The organism is Actinoplanes nipponensis (assembly GCF_016862275.1).
Taxonomy (GTDB): Bacteria; Actinomycetota; Actinomycetes; order Mycobacteriales; family Micromonosporaceae; genus Actinoplanes; species Actinoplanes nipponensis.
Genome location: NZ_BOMQ01000060.1, coordinates 53062 through 72480, shown reverse-complemented (window position 1 = coordinate 72480; position 19419 = coordinate 53062). Strand labels below are relative to the sequence as shown.

Genomic DNA, 19419 nt, shown 5'->3' with positions numbered 1-19419 from the left:
TCCAGATCGCCACTGAGCATCGCGGCGCCTTGCCGGCAGGACGAAATCCGCGAACGGGCGGCCGCCTACTAAAGCGTCCATTGCGGACTTTCTCGAAGTGGGTCATTGGAATCCACGCTGAGAAGCGCATCGAGGATGCGGTGGTCTTCCTGATAGATTGGAGAATCGCCAGCAAATTCACTCTCTGGCGAGGACCTGAAAATTAGGGGTTCTGCGCCGTAGCGGTTATGGACCGCCTGAGTGATCAATCTGCCAGAGGGGTCCTCGTCACCGCTATAGACGATATGGACTCCGTCGTCGACCAGCTTTTGGAGGAAGCAGTGGTCGACGGCGGACAGCGTGCCGGAGGTGCAGGCCAGCGGTCCACGGTAGCGGCGAATTAGCGCTTCTTCCAGAACCGACGGGTTCTCGACCACGCGGACCGTTTCGGCGTTGGAGAATTTCGGTGGGTTCATCGTCAGATCGTGCAGGCTGAGATGCAGTGGTCGAGGTGCAGCTCGTGCCTGGCGCATAACATTGTCGATCTGGCCCTGCCCGACGGCATCGACGCCAAGCACAATCACGGTACTGCTGATGCGGTCGGGGACAATGCCGCAGCGTGTCAGCAGGTGGAAGCGTTCGAGCGGGGTTCTGGCGACCGCGGGCTCCTCACCGAGAAGTTCGGCAGCAAGGAGGACGAGCTTGGAGCCGTTCCCCGGATGGCTGAAGTCGAAGTAGTGGGGATCCGCCGCGCAGTAATACGCGAGTCTCGGCAGCGGGACGGGCCGCCGCAGGGGAAGCGCGTCGTGGGCGCGCGACAGCGCGTTGATTAAGCGTCCGCGCTGTTCGAGGGTAGTGTCGGTCAGCCCACCGCTTCTCAGGTAATGAACCAAGGCGGGGGTCTTGGGCAGGCGAAGTTTAGCAGAGGTCCAGAAGTCAGCCTTCATTGTTCGCAGCCGACGTCGTGGCTGGACGACGTCGGGCAGTCCGACAGTGTCTTGCAGGATGGTGTGGAGATCGGTCTCGGGACCCAGAGCTGCTGCAAGTTTGTCGAGAGGCACTCTCACCCAACCATTGCTGGCGGACAGCCTGGCGGCTCGGCTCTGGGCGAACCATCCGTTTAGCCGGGCAAGCCCAGCGGTGCTCAGCTCGACTCTGACGGTGCGTATTTTCGTGAGGTCACCGGTATCGATCAGCCTGCTTTTGATGGCGTGCCACAGGGGCAAGAGGTGAGGGTCGTTCAGGTCGCTCATGCGGCGGGGCCGCCTTCGTCGCTGGCGTTGGCTCCTGGCACAGCGATGCGTACAGCTTGGGGCAACCCGGTCCCGTCCCAGATGTACGGGATGCTGAACCGGTTGCCGCCCGAGCTCTTGATGATCTTGTGGATGGCGGTCGAGCGCACCTCGGGCACGAGGAGTTTGTTCATGCTGGGAAGTGTGGAGATGACATCGAAGTCCCAGTCGCGAAGAAGGTGAAGGAGCATACGTAGATTGGTTTTGTCCAACGCCGCGTCAAGTTCGTCGATATAGGCGAGCCGAGGGCCGTTGTGGCCGGGGGTCGCGTAGAAGGAACGGATGGCGGCGAGCAGCGGCAGCATGCTGGCGAGGCGCTTCTCGCCGGTGGACAAGGTATCGAGCGGGTTTCTGCGGCTGGTGATCTCTTTGAAGACTTCTCCGGGGTGGGCGTCGTCGGAGAAAGCCTTGTGGGTGACTTCGATCTTCCAGGCGAACCAGTTGCGGTAGTCGAAGACGCGGGCGATCCGCTCGGCGGTCGTCTCATTGCCGGACTCGGTCCTCAGCCGCGTCGTGAAGAAGTTGTACATGTCGTCGTAGTTGCCGTCGGCGTTGGGCTTTTCGATGTGGTAGAGCGCTTCCACAGCTTCGGGATCGTCGGTCCGGCGGTCCCACGCGATGCGGACGCCGACGTTCTCGACGCCGGTCCTCACTCCTTTGAGCGTTTTAGAGATGCCTTTAACGATGTCGTCAGCGAGCTGGATCCGGGTGAGGATCTGACCGCGGAGCTGCTCGAGCAGAGATCCCTTGATCTCTTTGCGCAACTGCTCGTCGTAGTCGTTCTGTAGACGTTCGAGCCGGTCGCTGATCTCGTCGACAGCCTGCTTGAGCGACTTGCCGTTACCGGTGTCCGCGGCGGTAACGCTCTCAGCGAGCACGATTCGCCGCAGGCCGGCGGTGCCGAATTCTTGGTCGATGATGTGACGGCCCATACGGAGGAACACCTCGGCTACCCGGCGCAGTTCGGTGTTGAGCAGGTGGCCCTCACGCTTGAGTTGGTCGCGGGCGTGCTCAGTATTGCTGTGCCGTGTCAACCGTTGTGCGAGCTTGCTGCTCTGTTGTGAGTCCGCTGGGCGTTGGTAGCTGTCGCCGTCGGTGATGTCGGCGATCATGTTGTGGTCGAACAGCTCGTTGAGTTGCTCGTCGGCGATGCGCCGATCCTCGTGGGCTGCGTTGAGTACGGTCGCGGTCGTCGTCGCTCGTTCTTCGAGACGGCCCAGCAGAATCTCTGCGGCGCGCCTCAGTTCACGGTGACGCTCGGACTGCCGTCCGAGTTCCTCTTGGGCTTCGCCGTTAATGCGGAGCTCTTCGAGCATGTCTCGATAGGGCTTCTCGTAGAGCCTGGTTTCCTCATCGAGCTGGTACTGCTTAGCGTCGGCGGCTTCTTGTCTGTTCTGGGCTTCAACTTCGGCGCGCTTGGCTTGGCGGAGGGCCTCGGTTGCCGCGACTACAGCCTTCTGGGCGTGGCCGCGTTCCAGCTGCAGCCGCTCACTGCTCTGAACCCACGCAGCACACGAGGCGGCCAGTCGCCGGACATCTGCCCTGAAGTGGTCCAGGGCATCACGTTCTACCGGTAGCTGGCGACCGTCCTGGGTGGTAGCCACCCGTCGGCGCTCGGTGCGGGAAAGGTCGGTCGCCGTGCGGGCTTGTTCATAGTCGCCACGGGTTCGCCGTTCGGCTGCTTCGGCCTGCTCCTTGCGCACTTCCGAGGCGGCGAGCTCCTGGAGACCGGCTTCCAGCTCGGTGAAATGGGGCAGTGCTGCTCGACTGGAACGGACCTGCCGGTCGCGCTGCTCTGCCGCCGTCAGGGCGAGCTGCGCGGCGTCAAGTTCGGAATCGAGTGCCGCCTTCTCGCCGATTTGAGCAGTGCGGCTGGTCATCGCGGCGACGAGAAGTTGGACCACGGTCCGGCTCTCGTGCAGCTGCCGGATCGCCGTCGCGCACGCTCGGGCGGCGGCTTCGATGGCGGTGGCGTCGACCGGAACGCGGGCGGTTGCACACGAGGCGGCTGCCGTCTGCCAAGCGTCCTCGGCTTTCTGGGTGCTGATGCCGGCCCGCGTCGTGGCGTCGTGGTTGGCCGACTGGGCGGCGACGAGAAGTTGGACCACGGTCCGGCTCTCGTGCAGGTGCCGGATCGCCGTCGCGCACGCTCGGGCGGCCGCTTCGATGGCGGCGGCGTCGACCGGAACGCGAGCGGTTGCACACGAGGCGGCTGCCGTCTGCCAAGCGTCCTCGGCTTTCTTGGCGCTGATGCCGGCCCGCGTCGTGGCGTCGCGGTTGGCCGACTGTGCGGCCACCACTGCGGCGTTGGTCGCGACTAGCTGGTCGCGCTCGCGTACGAGGCTGTCGAAGTTCGGCAGATGCGCCTCCTGGCCAAGAACGGCAAGGAGCTCTCGCAGCTCGACGACCTTGTCCGATGCTGCCATAACTCGCGGCTCCAGCTCGGCAAGCTGCGCGCGTAGCTGTTCCAGCTCCTGGCGTTGCCGTTCGGCGCGTGCGGCTGCGCCGATGTATTGGGGTTGCCATCCTGCCGGCGCCGCTGCTGTCAGCCAGGGTGTGTGCCACTGGTCTGCGGCTAAAACGGTTCCGTCGATTGTCGGAGCGCTCAGCGAGATGCCGCGCAGGATCTGCTCGATGTGTTCAGCGTTGGTCTCGGCGTTCGGGTGCGCCACGAGAACATCAGCGAGGCTGGGCCCGCTCACTGCCGGAGCTGGCCGAAGCAAGGTGTCGCCCGGGTCAGCGTTTACGCAGTGGGGGTCGACCCAGGCGTCTAGGAGTCCGCCGACCAGCAAGGCACCTTCGATTGCGGCTTGGCGGTCCTCGGTGATTGATGGCGCGAAGTCGACGAGATCCCAGAATGGCGCGCCTTGTCGGCTAGATCGGTCGGGCCTCCAGCTCGGCGCAGGCGGCGTCGCTTGGCCGGTTTCCCGTTCAGCGATCTTGACGAGCAGTTGGTTACGTTCGACGCCGAGCTGCTCGGCGGCGCGCTCGGCGTGCATGATGCGGTCCCGCAGCGGAGGTTCTGCGCGTCTCTGGGCGTCGGCCACGCGCAGCGCGTGGGAGGAGAGGTCACCATCGCGGGCGGCTGAAAGGTCCGGTATCTCATCAGGTTCGAGCACGAGGACGCGCAGGCCGGACGTCCACTGCTGAACCTGACCCAGGAATGCTGCGACCTCGTCGTCGCGCCGGGTCAGCTGCCGCCGATGGATCTCACTGGCCTGCGAAAGGTTCTCTGCCGTGGCACCGGCATGGGCGGCGTCCTCGTCCGCGCGGTGCTGATGGCCTTGCGCTTCACCGATGTCGTCGCTGGCCCGCCGCAGCGCCCGTGCGCGCTCGTCCGCGTCGGTGATGGCCTGATCGTCGCCGGTGGGTTGTTCGAAGTCGTCGGTGACTGCAGCGTCCTGGAGGGTGGTGGCCCATCGGATTGTCGTCGACGGGGCGTCCGGCAGGTCTGCGAGTGTCGCGGTGAGTTGGCTTCCTGACCGTTGTGCAGCGTCGACCGCTCGGGCCGCGTCGGCCTCGGCGGCCACGAGCAGTTGTGCTGCCAAGTCTGCGCGGCGAGTAGCTGCTGCTGCGTCGGCTTCGACTTTTGCGAGGTTGATCTCGCCGATGGCTTTGTTGAGTGCTTGATCTGCCCATCGACTGACCTCGCCGGGGTTCAGCGGTATCGAGGCCAGCAAGACCATCGGGACGCGGCCCAGCACGGCGCCGTGCTCAGTGTTGAACTCTTCCAGCGTTCGCTGGGCGTCGGCGTCTTGCGTGTCGACGAGTTGCTGGTCTGCCTCGACCTGCTGTTGAGCGTCGCGGAGTTCTGTCGCGGCCGTGTGGTGTCTGCCTTCAGCCTGGTCTTGTGCGCGTTGACGGGCCTCGACCTCGGAGTTCGCTGCGTGGATCTTTTGTATCGTGGTTTCTCGCTGATGGACCCAGGTGGACACCGCCTCGGCCGCAGCGGGAATGCCGTTTGCTTCAAGGTGCGCATCCTGATCGAGCCCTGAGGTCAGCAGGGTGGTTACTTGTCGTATGGGTTCGCAGAAGGCCTCGGCCTTGACCACCTGGGCGTGCTCGCGTGTCTTGTTGGCAAGCGTCGACACGTGCCGGGCGTTCGTCGTGAAAACCTCAGTGGCCTCGTCTTGCTCTTTTCGGGCGCGACCGGACTCTTGAAGCCGCTGATCTGCATGGGAGGCGGCGAGTCTTGCTGTCTCCTGGGCGGCTTTGACCATTCCGGTCATCGCAGGCAGGTGTGCGCCCGGATGACCTTGCGTTCGGTTTTTGAGCACCTCGGCGCTGATGCGGAGCTTCGCCAGTTCTTGCTCGGCCTCGCGGTGTGCCTCGTCCGCCGCGGTTTGTCGGCGCTTTTCCTCACCGGTTTCACGTTCCAGGTCGGCGGCCGCTTTTTCGGCTCGTTGGACCTCGGCAGCAGCAGCCAATACGGCGTAAGCGATGACGGCTGCGGCGTTGTCGGCATAGCGGACGTACAAGCGGGAGAGCCGAACCAGCAGGTCGCGTTCGTGACCAGCTTTGTCGAGCTTGCCTTGCAGGTCCTCGAGCTGACCGAGGTTGTTGGCCAGCAGCCCGGTGTATTGCGACGGAAGGGCCGGCAGTGCAGATGTCAGAGTGCTGTGCATCTCGTTCGCCGTCATCCGGTCGTTGACGCGCACGCTGCGTAGCGCCCGCAGCACACTGGTCATCGCGTCCATCTGATCGCCGTCGATCATGGGGAATAGCTGAGTACGCACGGCCTCGGCATAGGCCGAGTCGTCGTGAACGCTGGTGTGCTGCCGGTTGGCGGCTTTCAGGAGACGGTCGTGCGAGGTGAACAGCTGCCCGTTGAGTGCGGTGAGCTGCTCGGTGAGTCCGTCGATGTCGGCCGGTACGGAGTCACGTTGAAGAATGAGCTCGCTACCGACTCGGGCGGGCACGGTGAACCATGCCTGTTCCAGTCGGTCGGCGTTAGCGCCGCGCCACCTGATCCACAAGCCGAGCGTGAACCACTGCGTCGCCTCGTCGGTGCCGCGAAGGCCGAACTCCAGCCACCAGAGACCCGTCTTCTCGCGATCCGGGTTGCGGTTGTGATGGCGATCGGCCAGGGTGCCACTGGCGCGCTGTGACATCGACAAGGCCGCCGGGCGCACATCGCCGTCGAGCATGGTCGGAACCCAACCGCCGCTGGTGAGCGACTTGCCGGATCCGTTAGGGCCGACGAGGGCTGTCCAGCCGTCGCGGAACAGAAATTGTTCGTCGATCCATGCCCAGGAGTTCACCACTCCGGCCCGGACCGGCTGCCAGCGGCCGGTCGCGCCTGGTTCGGCGTCGACATTCAGTGGGCGAGCGGTGTTGAGCCCGTCGAACAAGGTGACCTCTGTGGGCGGCTTGAGCTGGTCAGTCATGGCTACCGTCCTGTGTGAAAAGGTCGTCCGCGATGGGGGGCGTCGCTGCTTGTCGCTCAGGGCTGCTGAGGCGGACCTGCCAGAAGAAGTGAGCGCCGGTGGGAACCCACTCGGCGGGATTGTCGGCTCGGCGAGCGAGAACACCGGCCCGTTCCAGAGTGACCAGCGCGTCCTTGGTCAGGGCTTGGATCGAGCCGGCGGCGCGGTGGCTTCTCGCCCAGTCACTGTGAGCGGACATCGCTTGTTCGATGACGGCTACGCATTGCTCAATTTGAACGCTTTCGGGCCTGTGGGCCCGGAGCCAGTGCACGATCAGGAGTGCCGCCTGTCCTCGGATGGACTGAGTGTGCGGGAATTCCAGATCCGTCGTTGCTTGGTCAGCGTCGCAGGTGAGCCAGACATCGCGCCGTACGAAGCAGTTGAGTCCGGCCACCATCGCGGTCTGCAGGGCCTGCCGCCGTCCACCCGACGTGGAGAGATAGCGGGCCACTGGGCCTTCGTGGTTGAGCGTTACGGCGGCGTCGTCGAGTACGGCCCGCAGCGCCCGGTGGCGTCGCTGTAAGTCCTGCTGGCTCTCGGAGGCGTGCTCAGGCAGGTCTTGCTGGTCTTGGCAAAGGACGGCGACGTGGGTCTTCGGTTGATCGAGGTCGATAGGCATCTGGGAGAGGGCTGTTACCGCGAGGAAGTCGTTCAGCCGTTCCGGGTCACAAGTGATCACGACGTCGTTGCTGGCGGCATGCTCGTCGGCCGTCAGGGGTCGATCGGTGCTGATGACATGCCAATGCCGCAGGAGCTCCAGCGCTTCGACGAACGCCCGCCGGTGCTGGTCGGCGCGAGCCTTCGACTCGCCAGCTTCGGCGACAACTTTGAAGGCGGGCAGGGCATCTCGCGCTGACTCGCCGGCGCACACTCGAATGACTTCGCGTTGCAGGCCGCCGTAGGTGGCCATAGGTCGACGCCACAACTGCTCTCCGATCAAACTGAGCAACACCAGGACCAGCGGCGATGACGGGCCACCACCGGGGCCGGCGAGCACGCAGCGGTCACGCGGTGGTTCCTGCCGGCGTTTGAACAGCCTGATGAAGCGCCCAAATTCCGATGTCTTGACGTGCCACCCCGCGTTGCTCTGGAACCAGCCAAGCAGCTCCTTGTCGCGGTGCCGAGCCAGCCGGTAGATGTCCGGCCTCGACTCCTCGGTCAGCAGCGGCTCTTTCAGAAGGGCCGAGATGATGGGCGTCAGCTCGCTGCTTTGGGGATCTTCGGGCAGGTCGAACGCGGTATCCAAGTCGTTCATCGCGTGCCTGCCAGCCTGGGCTGATGGTCGATCTGTGAGATTTCGATCAGGACGTCGGGCGCTGTGAGGAAGCCATCACCCGCAAGCACGCGGTGCACGACACCGGGCCGGCCCGGGGCTAGCCGAAGCCGGCATCGCAAAGTCAACGCCTCTCCGTACCCAAGATCGGGGTCGAAACTGTCCATCGCCTCTTCGATCAGCTCGACCAGGATCTCGAGGTGCTCGTCGTCGACGCCGGTGAAGAAGTCCAGGTTCACGATCCCTGGGGTCACCAAGCCGGCAGACAAGTCGGCCCAACGCGCCATTTCTGCCAGGGCCGCCTGCTCTTCTGCCTCTCGTTTGAGAGCAAGATTCTCCAGCTGCCGGGCGGCGCGTGGGCCCGGTGTCGTCGTGGCCGGCCGACGGCCGAGCACGACAGGCATGGCAATGCCGAGTGTGTGCTCGGACCATTCCACCGGACGCACGTCGTCCTCGTCGCTGCTTCCTCGGGGATGCTGAGCGGCCCACAGCCCCGTCGCCGCGGCGAACACCGCATACGCGTCGGAGTCGTTCTCCTGGGCGTGAATCATGTAGGCCAGCTGCCGGAAGTCCGCGGCAAGATCACTCGCGCGGTGGGCGGCATGGTAGCGACGCATGATGGCAGACAGCAGGGCGTCGATGGCAAAGTTCGCCGAGTCGATGATCTTGTCGATGTTGCCGCCCTGCACGAACCATGCGTCCAGACTTTTCAGCTGCGTCACTGCGTCATCGACCCAGGCTGTGGTGTCAGCGAACACTGCGCCGGCGCCCGGAGCGGCGGCCTCGGCAATGACGTCGTACCCCGTCAGGCGGACGTCGTCCAAACTGCGCCGTAGGGGAACGAGCGCCGCTTGCGTGTGCTGAACGAACTGCCGCAGCACCGTCATGATCCGGCGCCGGCTCTCGCCGAACACCTCATCATCGGTGACGTCGTGCTGGTTGAGCATGCGAGTCGCCTCGTAGTAGTCACCAGCAGCATTGAGGAGCTGCGCGACATGTGACCGCACCGCCGCAACATCCAATGCCAGCCGCATTGGCTCGTCGTGAAAGTGCAGGAGCAGCTGACGCAACGTTTCTTGGATAGAATCGATTAAACGCGGCGGCAGGGCGAGCACACGGTTAAGATCATTAATTGCATCCCGGACCGACCGCACGATAATGCGGCCCTTTTTACTGAGCGACCACGCTTCCTGTCTGCGGTTGCCGTCCCGCAAATCCTCTCGCGCTGCCGTCGGGCTCAGGAACACCAGAACAAGCCGCATCTGAACCAGCTCGTCCAGGCGATCGCGAAGAAGCTCCGAGGTCATCGGCTCCTGATAGCCCTCCTGGGCCATCTGCGCCGCGATGTCCTGCATGGTGGACATCGCAGAGGTGCCGCTGAGCCGGAGCAACGCAGACAGGACAGCCGCGTAGTCTTCGCGGGCGTCACCACGAGGCTCCCCGGCAAACCTCCACATATCCGGCTCGATGCCCCGCCACCAGTCCGCGTTCATGATCCTCCCCAAGGTGTTTCTGATTCGGGCAGGAGTTTGGCAGGTGGGTACGACAAAAATGTGGCTACGTACATATGTGCTATCCCAGCGAATACTGCGATATCAGAAACTGCAGGTCAGGGAGCTGCGAGCCCGAGGTAAGTGGTTTCCAAGATCACGGCAGCGCGTCCTCCCTTGTGGAACGGACGTGCTAATTCGTTGGCTGGTACGGGCGCGGCGAGTCCGTTCGAGAAGCAGATCATCCGGCCGGGCGCGTGCATTTTGAAGTGTGATTGACCTGCCCGAATGCACCGAAGGATTCGATCCTGTCAACGGTCTTCGGCATCTCTGGTTGGCCGGGGACCGCGGCACGGCCCCGGCCTCGGAGCGCTGAATTCAACGAAGGGTGAGCTGGCGGTGCAGATGGCGTACGGTCAGCTCACCGAGCGCTGCACCGGTACCGAAGAGAAGCCCGGCGACGAGCACGCCCACGCCCGCCAGTACCGGCCGGGCCGCCGGTGGCATGGCAAAGCCCCATGGCGCCAGCACTGATGGGTGGTCCGAAGCGGGCCGCTCAGACCTCGTGTCGGGCGCGGCGTTGTGCGTCGACGGAATGACCTTGGTTGTGGCGGACACGGGCCTACGGCTTTCGCGTACGGCGCCGGCTTTTCCGGAGGGGTCGGCTGGCGCCTTCCTCGGCGTTGTGCTCGCTACGGTGGAGGCCGCTGCGGGGACTGGCAACCGGTAGACCTGGACAGCACGCTCGATGTAGGCCGTGCGGGGCTTCTGCGTCGCCCAGATCAGGACCTCCAGGTCGCCGAGATCGGCGAGCCGAGCGAACCGGCTGTCGTTAGACGCGGCCACGAACCGGCTGCACCCGGCGTCCGCCCTGCGCTGCGCTTCGGCCAGCAGCGCGTCGTCGGCGGCGTCCTTCGACCAATCCACGGTGAGCAGTTCGATGCCGTTGTCCTTCAGGATCTTCATACCGGCTGGGGTGATCCGGTTGCCGGCGCACGCGGCGACCGCCGTAACGGTGGGCCCGGCCCGGTCGATCAGCACCGGGATGCGTGCGGCCAGGACGCTGGACTTGGCATTGCGGCCGATCATGTTCTCCAGGTCGATGAGGAGAACGCCCCCACTCTTCGGCGGCCAGGTCCGCTGTGGGCTGCCACGCTCCGCGGGATCGGCCTGCCTCGTATCACTCACACCCGCCATACCGAACATTATGGGCATTCCGCTTGCCGACAGTCCGGACCGGCGCGCGGTCTGCAACCGAACCTCCCCCTGCCGCAACGCGTAGCGTCACGGGCGTGGGTAAATGGTTGGAGCCGGCACAGTGGTACGCGACTCTGCCGAGTTTCCTGTCCTCGGCGAGCGCGTTGATCACCAATCCTGCGGGCACTGCGGTACTGGCGGTGAAGCCGAATTATCGGACGTGGTGGAACGTGCCGGGCGGCATCATGGAGGCCGACGAGCCGCCGCACGTGTGTTGCGCTCGAGAGATTGCCGAAGAGCTCGGGGTTGAGGTGGCGTTGGGCCGGCTGCTGGTGATGGATTGGGTGGCTCCGAACGCCGTCCGCAAGGCGTGGTTCGGCTACGTGTTCGACGGGGGCGTCCTGACCGACCTATCGGGGATCGAGCTGCAGTCCGAAGAGTTGGACGCGGTCGAGTTCGTCGAATGCTCCCAGTTGCGGGACCGGTTCACGGCCAATACGGCCGACCGGGTGGAAGCTGCCCTGGCCGCGCGGACGTCCGGCGGTGTCGCCTATCTGCACAACGGCACGTACGTGGAGCAGGTGAGCACGGGAGCACGGGGCATGGGCCAGCCCGTCATCGATCGTTAGGAGATGTGCTCAGCCGAGCGGGGCTGGGCCCTCCGGCTCGACGCGAGCCCGATGAAGCTCCGCCGGCATCGCGGTACCTTACGGCGCAGCTGCGCGGGTACGACAGCGGAGTCTGCTGGACCGGTGTCAGGTCGGAGTCGCGCAGTTGTTTCAGCGTCATAGCGGGGTGCCCTCCCCCGGTTGTCGAAATGCACGGTAGGACGCAGAAGCTGGCGCCGCGTCCCTGCGCTGAGCGGCAGGCCACCTCGACAACCCGGATCAGGCTAAGGGTGTCGACTCACACAAAGGAATGACGGATGACTCGTGGCTGGACCGCGGTACCGCCTGTAGTGGCACAGGAAATCCTGCGGCGGGCCGGTGGCTCCAAAGTCTTCCCGGCGGCTACCGGCGATCATGCCGAGCTCGCCGTGAGCTTAAGCGGGCCGCGTGGACCGATCTTCGTCAAAGGCGCCTCGTCACCGCTGGGCGTGCGGTCACTGCGCTACGAGGTGCAGGCGAACCGGAACGTCAACCGGCGTTACGCCCCGGCGGTGCTCTGGGACCTCGAAGCACACGGCTGGCTGGTGGCGGGGTTCGAGCACTGTGACGGCCGACCCGGCGATCTGTCACCGGGCAGCCCCGATCTGCCCCTGCTCACCGCGGCCCTGTCCGAGCTCGCCGACCAACCCGCTCCGGACGGGCCGTGGTTGCGCCCGCACGCCCGACTCGGATTCGACCATCCGGAGTTGCACGGCGACACGCTCGTGCACACCGACCTGAACCCGGCCAACCTGATCGTGACCGCCAACGGCCTACGCGTCGTGGACTGGGCGTTCACCACCCAGGCCGCGCCGTGGCTGGAACTCGCTATGCTCGCCCCCTGGCTGATCGGTAGTGGTCACACCCCGTTACAGGCCGAACAGTGGCTGGCACAGCACCCGACCTGGGCTGACACGGACCCCGAGGTCGTAGACCTGTTTGTGACAGGCAACGCCGAGAAGTGGGCGCGTAAGTCACAGCAGAGCAGCGCCGCCTGGATGCGCGATCTCGCCTCCTGGTTCGCCGCGTGGTCGTCTCACCGCGGGCGGAACGTGTAACGGACGTTCTAGTTAACGGCATTGGACGGACCCCTTCACGGCGGAGGGCGTAGCGTGATCACTATCGGAAGGGACCGGCATTCCTTAGCCGGATTCACGAGGTGCGACTCTCCGGCTGATCCCACCGGACATCTCGTGCGCGGTGACCAGCACGGGCAGCCCGTAGGACGCGGGCCCGGCGCCGACGTAGCCCGCGGGATCAGATCACCCGGCCGCATGGTGCGGTGCGAGTGCGAGAAGCCCCAGGCGTAACCGAGGGCATGAGCCGACGGAGGACACCGTCATGGCCCGACTTGAACCGATGGATCACCAGGCAGCAGATCGCATCAGTGCTGCCGCCGTCCGCGATCCCAGCTCGCCGACCGCTGCCAGCGACTTCGATGACCGGGCGCAACAGGCTGCGGATCGCAACGATCCGCCACAGGATCCGGATAACTACGACGATTACGACACCGAGTAGTCGCCTTCACCGCTGTGCTCCGTCGCGTGGACCGCGAGACGGGGCACCGCGCCGGTGATCGACGTATTTTCGCACCGCCCCGGAATCAGCATCGAGCTCGCGACAGCGCCACGAGGTGCAGTTGAGAAGCGAGCCTGGCCTATGTCAGATGCAGGTGCGGTCGGTGCTGCGGGGATCATCGATGCGGGCTGCCCTGTAGATGTCGCCGGCCCGGGCGGCACGCCGCCAGGGCCGGGCTTTGGTCAAGGCGATGTTAAAGGCCGGGTCGTCACGATCGAGGTCAGTGATGACCAGATCTTCACCGTCGGCGGCGGCTTGGCGCAGCACGGTGCCGTCAGGGCCGATCAGCGAGGACGGCATCGATGCGGCGCATTGGGCCGGCAGGGCGGTGCTGATCCAGAACCCGTGGGTTGCGGCGTACCCGCGGGCGATCACCTCGAAGATCGGGTCCTCGGAGAAGGTGGAGAACAGCACCGCGTCGACCTCAAGCTCCTCCAGTTCCATCCACAGCTCCGGGAAATTCACCTCGATGCAGATCAACAGGCCCAGGCGCCAGCCGTCAACTTCGACCACGCGGGCCTGGGTGCCGGGGGTGTAGAAGCCGGTGACCTCGTTGTGCGACAGGTAGCGTTTGTCGTAGCGGTCGATTAGCTCTCCGCGGCCGCTGATTACCCACAGGCTGTTGTGCGGCCGGTGGTCGCCGGTGAGGCGGTGGTTACCGCCGACCACTACCCAGATACCGAGCTCGGCGGCCAGGGCCATAGTGCCCTCGAGTTGTTCGGTGACTGGGGTCCAGTCGATGCGCCAGCCGGCGTAGTGGCGCTTGGCCGGGCCGACGTAGCCGGTGAGAGCACCCTCTGGCAGCTGAATCAGCTGGGCGCCTGCAGCGGCGGCGGCGCGCATCGCTGCCCGGATCGTGGCACCGTTGCGCTGCGGGTCGGTGGTCACCCGGGTTTGGCCGATAGCGAGACGCAGGGGCGCGCTCATTTCTGCGCCCGGCCATGCATTAACTGCTGTTCGTCAAGAAACTGCAGATGGGCACCGAAGGAGCTGGCCAGGCTGTCCAGCAGGGCCTTTCCCTTAGCTGCGGTTGCCGCTGAGGGCTTGCCGATGACGCCGCTAGGCGTGTAGGCACTCATACCGCCCACCAGGAGCAAGGACCGATCGCCGCCGACATGGTCCTGCTCCAGCGCCCCGTCACGCAGGACCTCGGGGTATGCCGCGACCAGGATGGACGCCTCCAGTTCGCCGGCGTGCATGTCGTCGTGCGCGGAGGTCTCGAGCTCGGCGTCACGCCGGGCCGTGTCCCAGTCCGTCCGGGTCGGGAACAGCGTCATCGAGCGAGGCGCGTTCGCGTTGGCCGCCTGGACCACATTGCTCAGAACATAGTTGCCGCCGTGTGCATTGACGATCGCCAGGCGGTGCACACCTTGGGCATGCAGGGAGTCGGCTACGTCGGTGATGATGGCGGCCAACGTCTGGTGGCTGATGCTGACGGTGCCTGGCCATGCCGCGTGTTCGTGAGAGCAGGACATCGTCACGGCCGGCAAAAGCAGCACGTTGTAAATGGCGGCGATACGGGTGGCGATGGCCGTCGCGATGAGGGTGTCGGTCGCCAGCGGCAGGAAGTCGCCGTGTTGCTCGAAACTGCCGACGGGCAGGACCGCCGTCGTCGGACGGCACCGCCGTATGTCAGCAGTCGTGGTGTGCGGGGTCAGATCCACCGGCTCATCCTGGCATCTCCACGGCTTGATAGTGGTCGACGATGGCGTGCTTCGCCGGCGTGGATCAGCGGGGGCAGGTCGCCGTAGTGGGTCCATCGGATGCTGGTGTTCCGCAGGACCCCGCGCCGGCTATCACTGCAGCCGACGTAGACCTCATCGCCAATGACTACGCACGCCCGTGGCGTTCGCCGGCTGGCCGAAGCCAAGAGGCCCTCTCGGAACTGGCATGATGGCTGCTTGTCCGCGATGAGGAGATTTTGTGGTGTCTGCCGCTGATGTCAGTCCGGGTGCTACAGCGTTCCGGGCGGTCGCTCGTGCCGACGCCGGACTGTTCACCCATCGCTTCAACTATCCGGTAGCTGCCCGGCTCGCGTCTGCGTCGTTCCGCGCACGGCTGCGTCCGTCGGCGTTGACGTTGGCGAATCTGGTGCTCGGTGTCGGCGCGTCGGTCGCGGTGGTTGCGGTCACGCCGTGGCTCCACCGGGATCTGGTGCATGTCGGGGTTGGCGTGGCGGTGTGGCTGATCTGGCAGCTGGCGTACTGCCTGGACTGTGCGGACGGTCAGTTGGCCCGGGTGTCGGGTAAGTCGTCGCCCGCGGGTGGTCGGTTGGATGTGCTGTGCGATATTGCCGTGCAGGTCGCCCTCGTTGCTGCCGTGATTGCGGTGAGCGCGTCGGCTGGGCGGGAATATCCGGTGTGGCTGCCTGGGGTGTTCGCCGCGAGTTGGATGGTGAACATGGTGACGTCGGTGATGGCGAAGGAAGGGGCGAACGTCAGCCTCGTGACGTCTCGCTCGTTGCCGGTGCTGATCGTCAAGTTGGTCCGCGACTACGGGTTCATCGTCACGGTGATCGCGGCGACGATAGCGATTGCGCCGTCGGCGATGGTGTGGGTGATGGCTGGTTTCACGTTGGTCAACTGTGGGTTCTTGGCGGCCAGTATCGGGCTGACTGCCCGGGCGGCGTGGCGGTCTGGCCCGCCGACGACTTAGCAGTCGGGCTCCGCTGTACCCATCCTGCCGCGGCCATGAGTTCGATGACCGCCGCCGCGGTGGCGGCGGAGATGTCAAGGTCGGTGGCTTGTCGGGCTCTGGTGAGCAGTGTCGTGATGCCGGCGACGTCATCGATGGCGTGGGCGAGAGCGACGAGCCGGGCGTAGCCGGGCCCGGGCGGATCGAGCAGGGCGGCGAGGTCGCCGTGGTGGCGCGCGGGTAGTGCCGCGGTCAAGTTCTGCAGGTTCCAGGGGCCTTTCCAGCGCCGTACGACGGGTGCCTCTGCGATCGTTTCCGGCGATACGGCCGGTTGTCGCACCGTTGGCCGGGTCGGGTTGTGCCAGCCTGCCATGGTCGCGACGGCGGCCTCGCTGACCACCTGCCGGTAGGCGGCCGTGCCGGGCAGATGCGAGGTGCGGGCTATGCGTGTGGTTGTGAGTTCGGCGTGGGCGGCAGATATTTCTGCGATGGCCTCGCCGCCGAGGCACAAAGCGGTGGCCGCCGCCGCGGCGGCCACGGTGATGCCGGCGAGGGCGGCGGGGTCGATCCGGTCGACGGTGTCGTATGAGGTGTGGTGGGCGGGGTCGGGCCAGCAAGATACGTGCCCGGAGGGGATGGCGATGGTCCGGTCGGCGAACAGCAGGTGGTCGCTAGCCCCGACGAAAGGTGTCGCCGTGCGGGGCCAGGTGGGTAAGGAGACGGCATGTGAGTAGGACCGTTGGTCGGGGCGGATGTGTCGGCACGCGACCGTCAGGGCGGCGGCCAGTGGTGCCGGGCAGTGGTCGGCGGTGTCCTCGAGGATCAGATGTCCGGTGCCGCCGATCATGTCGAGGCTGAGGACCAGGTCGGGTCTCTGATCAGGCCTGGCGAGGGCGATGTCGTGCAGGTAGGCGGCGGTGCCGACCATTTCGGGCGCCCACAACAGGTCGATGTTCGGGCCGGTGCCGGTCGGCCATAGTCGGTCGACGGCGTTCGCGATGGCCAGCAGGCCGGCGACGCCGGACGCGTTGTCGTTGGCGCTCGGAGCTGGGTGGCACAGGTGAGCGATGAGTAGCGCTCTGGCGGCCCCCGGCTGGCCGCAGTGGCGGGCGTGCACGACGGGCATCGTTGCCGGCGGGTCGTGTCGGGCAGCGATGCGCACCAGCCGGCCGGGCGCGGCTCGTAGTTGTTCTGCTTGGGCGGCGGAGAGGCTGAACCCGACGAGCGGACAGTCGTCTGGTAACTCGAGCCGAGCCACGACGTGATCGTCGAACTCCCCAACGGGTGATTCGATGGCGACGGCGACCGCTCCAGCGTTCGCGAGTTCATCGATCATTTTACTTAGGGCGAACCGCGGTTGTGGTGGGCATACCACCAGGGCGCCGTCCGGGTCATCGCCGAGCAGGGCGAGGCGGACGGTGCGCGGGGGTGTGGACGCGGAGCCTCGGGCCAACGCGCACGAGTGGGCCGGGTGGCCGGTGACGTGTTCGTCCGGGCTGATCAGGTCCAGCGATGCCGTGATGGGCGACCGGGCGGTCGGAGCGGTGAACGACCACCAGCGGTGGCCGGGTGGGTAGCGGCGCAGGTCGACAGTCAGGTTGAGCTTGTCCACGCGGGCCGCTACGTCGCCGGCAAGCTGATCGAGGCCTGTGCTGCCTTGTAGCCGGTCGACGGAGCTGATCCAGGTAACGGCGGCGAGCAGGGCAGCGGGGTTGATGTGTTGCTGGTAAGCCTGGACCAGGCTGGCGACCGTGGGCATCGGGTCTGCTCCTCATAGCGCAGGACCGGCCGGTGGAGCGCTGCGCTGGGCAGTGCCCCACCGCCGCCTGGTCATCGTTGGTAGAAGTCGACGTTGCTGCCCGGCTTGTAGGCGTGCAGGATGATGCTCTTGCGGGTGAGGCCGCGTTGCGGGTCGACCGGCTCGATCGAGTGCCAGGACGTGTCGCTGCGGACGACCACGACGCTGGTGCCGGCTTGAGGGATGACCGTGTCACAGATGTCGGTCATGTCCTTGCTGCGGTTGATGAGCAGCCGCCCGCCGGCGTTCTCGGGCCATTCGGGGGCCATGTAGATGATGTGCGAGAACAGTTTGCGTTCGTCGTCGGTGTGCGGGCCGAACCAGCACTCGGGCGGGTAGCGGTAGAACGCGGCGTGGATCTCCGCGCCGTCCAGGTCGAGGCCGGTCAGTTCGGTCATCGCTTTCAGGTAGTCCGGTGACCACAGCTCGGCGAGGAATTGCTGCCAGGGGCACAGGTCGCCCTCGCGGACGTCGAGGTCGTTGCGGACCTCCATCGTGAACTGCTTCTTGTCGTCGTCCTGGCTCAGCCGCTGGAACCCGGCGGTCGGGTAGGTGCTGCTGAGCGCGTCGCGGGCGGTGTCGTCGACGAAGGTGTCGCGGATGACCGCGTGCGTCCACGGGTCGGTGACCAGGGTCGCGGTACGGATGCCGGCGAAGTTGAGGAACGGGCGCCGCTGCTCACCGCCGATGTTCTCGGAGGGTGCGGTCAGTTCGGGGAGGCGATCAGCCATGGCGGGGGCTCCTCGGAGGCAGAGGCGACGATGGTCGGGTCGGCGTAGGCGGCGGCGAGGGCGGGGAACCGCTCGACGACGTGGTAGGCCAGGAAGTACATGGCCGAGCGCAGGTAGGACACCGATGCCTGCCGCCGCTCGTAGTTGCGCATCGAGTTGGTGACGTCCAGCGCGTCGATGAGCTTCTTGGGGATCCGATACAGCGGCGCGATGAGGTTGATGCCCTCGGCCTGCCGGACGGGGTACGGGTCCAGGTGCCGGCCGGTGAGCGCCTGGTAGAGCCGTTCGGCGATGACGTCCTCGAGGTTGAACCCGAAGATAATGCCGGTCCGGCCGGCGTCGCGGGCGACCGCGAAGTTGAGTTCCTGGACCCAGTAGGTGGCCAGAATCTCCGCCTCGTCATCGGGGAACTCGTCGCGGTAGCGCTCCAGGGCGGAGGCGAACCCGTTGGCGAAGCCGAGCTTCTTCGCGGAGTCGTCTTCGTTGAACACGGTGTACGGCAGCGCGAACCGCTTCGCGATGCCGATCGCGCTGTCGAGGTGTTCGGTCTCGTCCTCGAAGCCGTTGGCGGTGATCACGGCGTGGAACGCCGCATCGGGGTGTTCGGTCTTGTACCGGCCGACGCACTCGCCGACGATGCGGCCGTCGCCACCGCCGGACAGCGCGATCTGGATGTCGCCGCCCTCGGGGTGGGCGTGCCGGTAGTCGTGGAGGACTTTGCTGACCGCGGCGTAGACGTAGTCGATGCCTTCGGCGCGGGTGAACTGCACCAGCGTCGGCTTCTGGTCGGTGCCGTCGGCGGCGAAGATCTCCGCGACCGCGTCATCGCGGCCGGCGACCTGCACCGACGGGTTGAGGACACCGAAGTCGGGGTTGCGCAGGGAGAACGCGTTCACCCGTTGCCCGGTGCTGAGGACGGTGGCCAGGGACAGGAAACCGCCGTCCTCGTCGTGCAGCAGGAACCCTTGCGCCGGTAGCGCGCTGCGGCGCAGCGCTTCGAGGATCGATTCCCCGTCGCGGGTCTTGAGGTCGAAGTCGAATGCAGTGGTGCGGGCTCTGATGGTGCCCATCGAGCGTCCTTTCAGAGATGATGCGCCGCCGCCCGGGGCGGTGCAGGCGGGTGGGGGTGGGACCGCCCGGCCGGCGACGGCCGGGCGGTCCCACCGGCGGCCTACAGGCTGCCGATCTGGCTGGTCACGATGTGCCGCTGCTCGAAGCCGGTACGGGTGATCAGCGGAAGCTGAGCGGTACCGTGATCCGGCGACATGCGCAGCACGTCGGTGTCCGGGCCGGCCGTCGAAACGACGGTGGCCCAGGTCCGAGTGGTGACGGTCGTGGACGTCATGGGTCTTTCACCTCCTCCCATTGATGTGC

Annotated in this window: 15 protein-coding genes; 4 read left to right on the top strand and 11 right to left on the bottom strand. The window is 65.9% G+C overall.

All coding sequences use genetic code 11. The features are described 5' to 3' along the window. Positions 1-68 precede the first annotated feature (68 nt). From Ani05nite_RS25345 to Ani05nite_RS25325, 5 genes are all read right to left on the bottom strand, one after another. On the bottom strand, positions 69-1232 hold the full coding sequence (locus Ani05nite_RS25345) for a DUF2399 domain-containing protein (RefSeq protein ID WP_203772193.1): 1164 nt from the start codon (positions 1230-1232) through the stop codon (positions 69-71). After that, complete coding sequence (locus Ani05nite_RS25340) at positions 1229-6658, bottom strand: SbcC/MukB-like Walker B domain-containing protein (RefSeq protein ID WP_203772191.1); 5430 nt, start codon at positions 6656-6658, stop codon at positions 1229-1231. The genes Ani05nite_RS25345 and Ani05nite_RS25340 overlap by 4 nt, the downstream gene beginning before the upstream one ends. Continuing rightward, positions 6651-7952, bottom strand: a complete 1302-nt coding sequence (locus Ani05nite_RS25335; protein WP_203772189.1) for a DUF2398 family protein — start codon at positions 7950-7952, stop codon at positions 6651-6653. Before Ani05nite_RS25335 ends, Ani05nite_RS25340 begins: the two co-directional genes overlap by 8 nt. Continuing rightward, the gene (locus Ani05nite_RS25330; protein ID WP_203772187.1) at positions 7949-9463 is read right to left on the bottom strand and encodes a DUF2397 family protein; all 1515 of its coding nucleotides are present in this window, start codon (positions 9461-9463) and stop codon (positions 7949-7951) included. The genes Ani05nite_RS25335 and Ani05nite_RS25330 overlap by 4 nt, the downstream gene beginning before the upstream one ends. A 375-nt stretch (positions 9464-9838) precedes the next feature. After that, positions 9839-10657 carry a hypothetical protein gene (locus Ani05nite_RS25325; RefSeq protein WP_203772185.1) on the bottom strand — a complete coding sequence of 273 codons (819 nt, stop codon included), beginning with the start codon at positions 10655-10657 and terminating at the stop codon, positions 9839-9841. A 95-nt stretch (positions 10658-10752) separates the two neighbouring features. Between Ani05nite_RS25325 and Ani05nite_RS25320 the strand changes: the two genes are divergently transcribed. From Ani05nite_RS25320 to Ani05nite_RS25310, 3 genes are all read left to right on the top strand, one after another. Continuing rightward, a complete protein-coding gene (locus tag Ani05nite_RS25320) occupies positions 10753-11286 on the top strand; it encodes an NUDIX domain-containing protein (protein ID WP_239130605.1) in 534 nt (177 codons plus the stop codon). 296 nt (positions 11287-11582) lie between these two features. Then, the gene (locus tag Ani05nite_RS25315; RefSeq protein ID WP_203772183.1) at positions 11583-12362 is read left to right on the top strand and encodes a phosphotransferase family protein; all 780 of its coding nucleotides are present in this window, start codon (positions 11583-11585) and stop codon (positions 12360-12362) included. Between the two features lie 283 nt (positions 12363-12645). Beyond that, positions 12646-12822, top strand: coding sequence for a hypothetical protein (locus Ani05nite_RS25310; protein WP_203772181.1), 177 nt, complete (start codon positions 12646-12648; stop codon positions 12820-12822). 144 nt (positions 12823-12966) lie between these two features. On the opposite strand, the gene Ani05nite_RS25305 is transcribed toward Ani05nite_RS25310, so the two are convergent. Both Ani05nite_RS25305 and Ani05nite_RS25300 read right to left on the bottom strand, forming a co-directional pair. Then, positions 12967-13809: a carbon-nitrogen hydrolase family protein gene (locus tag Ani05nite_RS25305; protein WP_203772179.1), complete on the bottom strand. Its 843-nt coding sequence runs from the start codon at positions 13807-13809 to the stop codon at positions 12967-12969. Beyond that, positions 13806-14546, bottom strand: a complete 741-nt coding sequence (locus Ani05nite_RS25300) for a creatininase family protein (protein WP_239130604.1) — start codon at positions 14544-14546, stop codon at positions 13806-13808. The genes Ani05nite_RS25305 and Ani05nite_RS25300 overlap by 4 nt, the downstream gene beginning before the upstream one ends. Before the next feature lie 262 nt (positions 14547-14808). Between Ani05nite_RS25300 and Ani05nite_RS25295 the strand changes: the two genes are divergently transcribed. Continuing rightward, the gene (locus Ani05nite_RS25295) at positions 14809-15537 is read left to right on the top strand and encodes a CDP-alcohol phosphatidyltransferase family protein (RefSeq protein ID WP_203772175.1); all 729 of its coding nucleotides are present in this window, start codon (positions 14809-14811) and stop codon (positions 15535-15537) included. On the opposite strand, the gene Ani05nite_RS25290 is transcribed toward Ani05nite_RS25295, so the two are convergent. The 4 genes from Ani05nite_RS25290 to Ani05nite_RS25275 all read right to left on the bottom strand — a co-directional run bounded on the left by Ani05nite_RS25290 (position 15461) and on the right by Ani05nite_RS25275 (position 19390). Further along, positions 15461-17275 carry a M28 family peptidase gene (locus Ani05nite_RS25290; RefSeq protein ID WP_203772173.1) on the bottom strand — a complete coding sequence of 605 codons (1815 nt, stop codon included), beginning with the start codon at positions 17273-17275 and terminating at the stop codon, positions 15461-15463. The two genes, Ani05nite_RS25295 and Ani05nite_RS25290, sit on opposite strands and share 77 nt — an antisense overlap. Positions 17276-17346: 71 nt before the next feature. Continuing rightward, positions 17347-18045: a 2OG-Fe(II) oxygenase gene (locus Ani05nite_RS25285; RefSeq protein ID WP_203772171.1), complete on the bottom strand. Its 699-nt coding sequence runs from the start codon at positions 18043-18045 to the stop codon at positions 17347-17349. Continuing rightward, positions 18021-19115 (bottom strand): adenine nucleotide alpha hydrolase family protein, encoded by a 1095-nt coding sequence (locus tag Ani05nite_RS25280; RefSeq protein WP_203772169.1) that lies wholly within the window; start codon positions 19113-19115, stop codon positions 18021-18023. Before Ani05nite_RS25280 ends, Ani05nite_RS25285 begins: the two co-directional genes overlap by 25 nt. A gap of 101 nt (positions 19116-19216) precedes the next feature. Next, positions 19217-19390: a hypothetical protein gene (locus Ani05nite_RS25275; protein WP_203772167.1), complete on the bottom strand. Its 174-nt coding sequence runs from the start codon at positions 19388-19390 to the stop codon at positions 19217-19219. Positions 19391-19419 lie beyond the last annotated feature (29 nt).

Bases quoted from the DNA above. Each gene is read 5' to 3' on its own strand.
- Ani05nite_RS25345 (WP_203772193.1), bottom strand. From the start codon at position 1,232: ATGAGCGACCTGAACGACCCTCACCTCTTGCCCCTGTGGCACGCCATC.
- Ani05nite_RS25340 (WP_203772191.1), bottom strand. From the start codon at position 6,658: ATGACTGACCAGCTCAAGCCGCCCACAGAGGTCACCTTGTTCGACGGG.
- Ani05nite_RS25335 (WP_203772189.1), bottom strand. From the start codon at position 7,952: ATGAACGACTTGGATACCGCGTTCGACCTGCCCGAAGATCCCCAAAGC.
- Ani05nite_RS25330 (WP_203772187.1), bottom strand. From the start codon at position 9,463: ATGAACGCGGACTGGTGGCGGGGCATCGAGCCGGATATGTGGAGGTTT.
- Ani05nite_RS25325 (WP_203772185.1), bottom strand. From the start codon at position 10,657: ATGGCGGGTGTGAGTGATACGAGGCAGGCCGATCCCGCGGAGCGTGGC.
- Ani05nite_RS25315 (WP_203772183.1), top strand. From the start codon at position 11,583: ATGACTCGTGGCTGGACCGCGGTACCGCCTGTAGTGGCACAGGAAATC.
- Ani05nite_RS25310 (WP_203772181.1), top strand. From the start codon at position 12,646: ATGGCCCGACTTGAACCGATGGATCACCAGGCAGCAGATCGCATCAGT.
- Ani05nite_RS25305 (WP_203772179.1), bottom strand. From the start codon at position 13,809: ATGAGCGCGCCCCTGCGTCTCGCTATCGGCCAAACCCGGGTGACCACC.
- Ani05nite_RS25290 (WP_203772173.1), bottom strand. From the start codon at position 17,275: ATGCCCACGGTCGCCAGCCTGGTCCAGGCTTACCAGCAACACATCAAC.
- Ani05nite_RS25285 (WP_203772171.1), bottom strand. From the start codon at position 18,045: ATGGCTGATCGCCTCCCCGAACTGACCGCACCCTCCGAGAACATCGGC.
- Ani05nite_RS25280 (WP_203772169.1), bottom strand. From the start codon at position 19,115: ATGGGCACCATCAGAGCCCGCACCACTGCATTCGACTTCGACCTCAAG.
- Ani05nite_RS25275 (WP_203772167.1), bottom strand. From the start codon at position 19,390: ATGACGTCCACGACCGTCACCACTCGGACCTGGGCCACCGTCGTTTCG.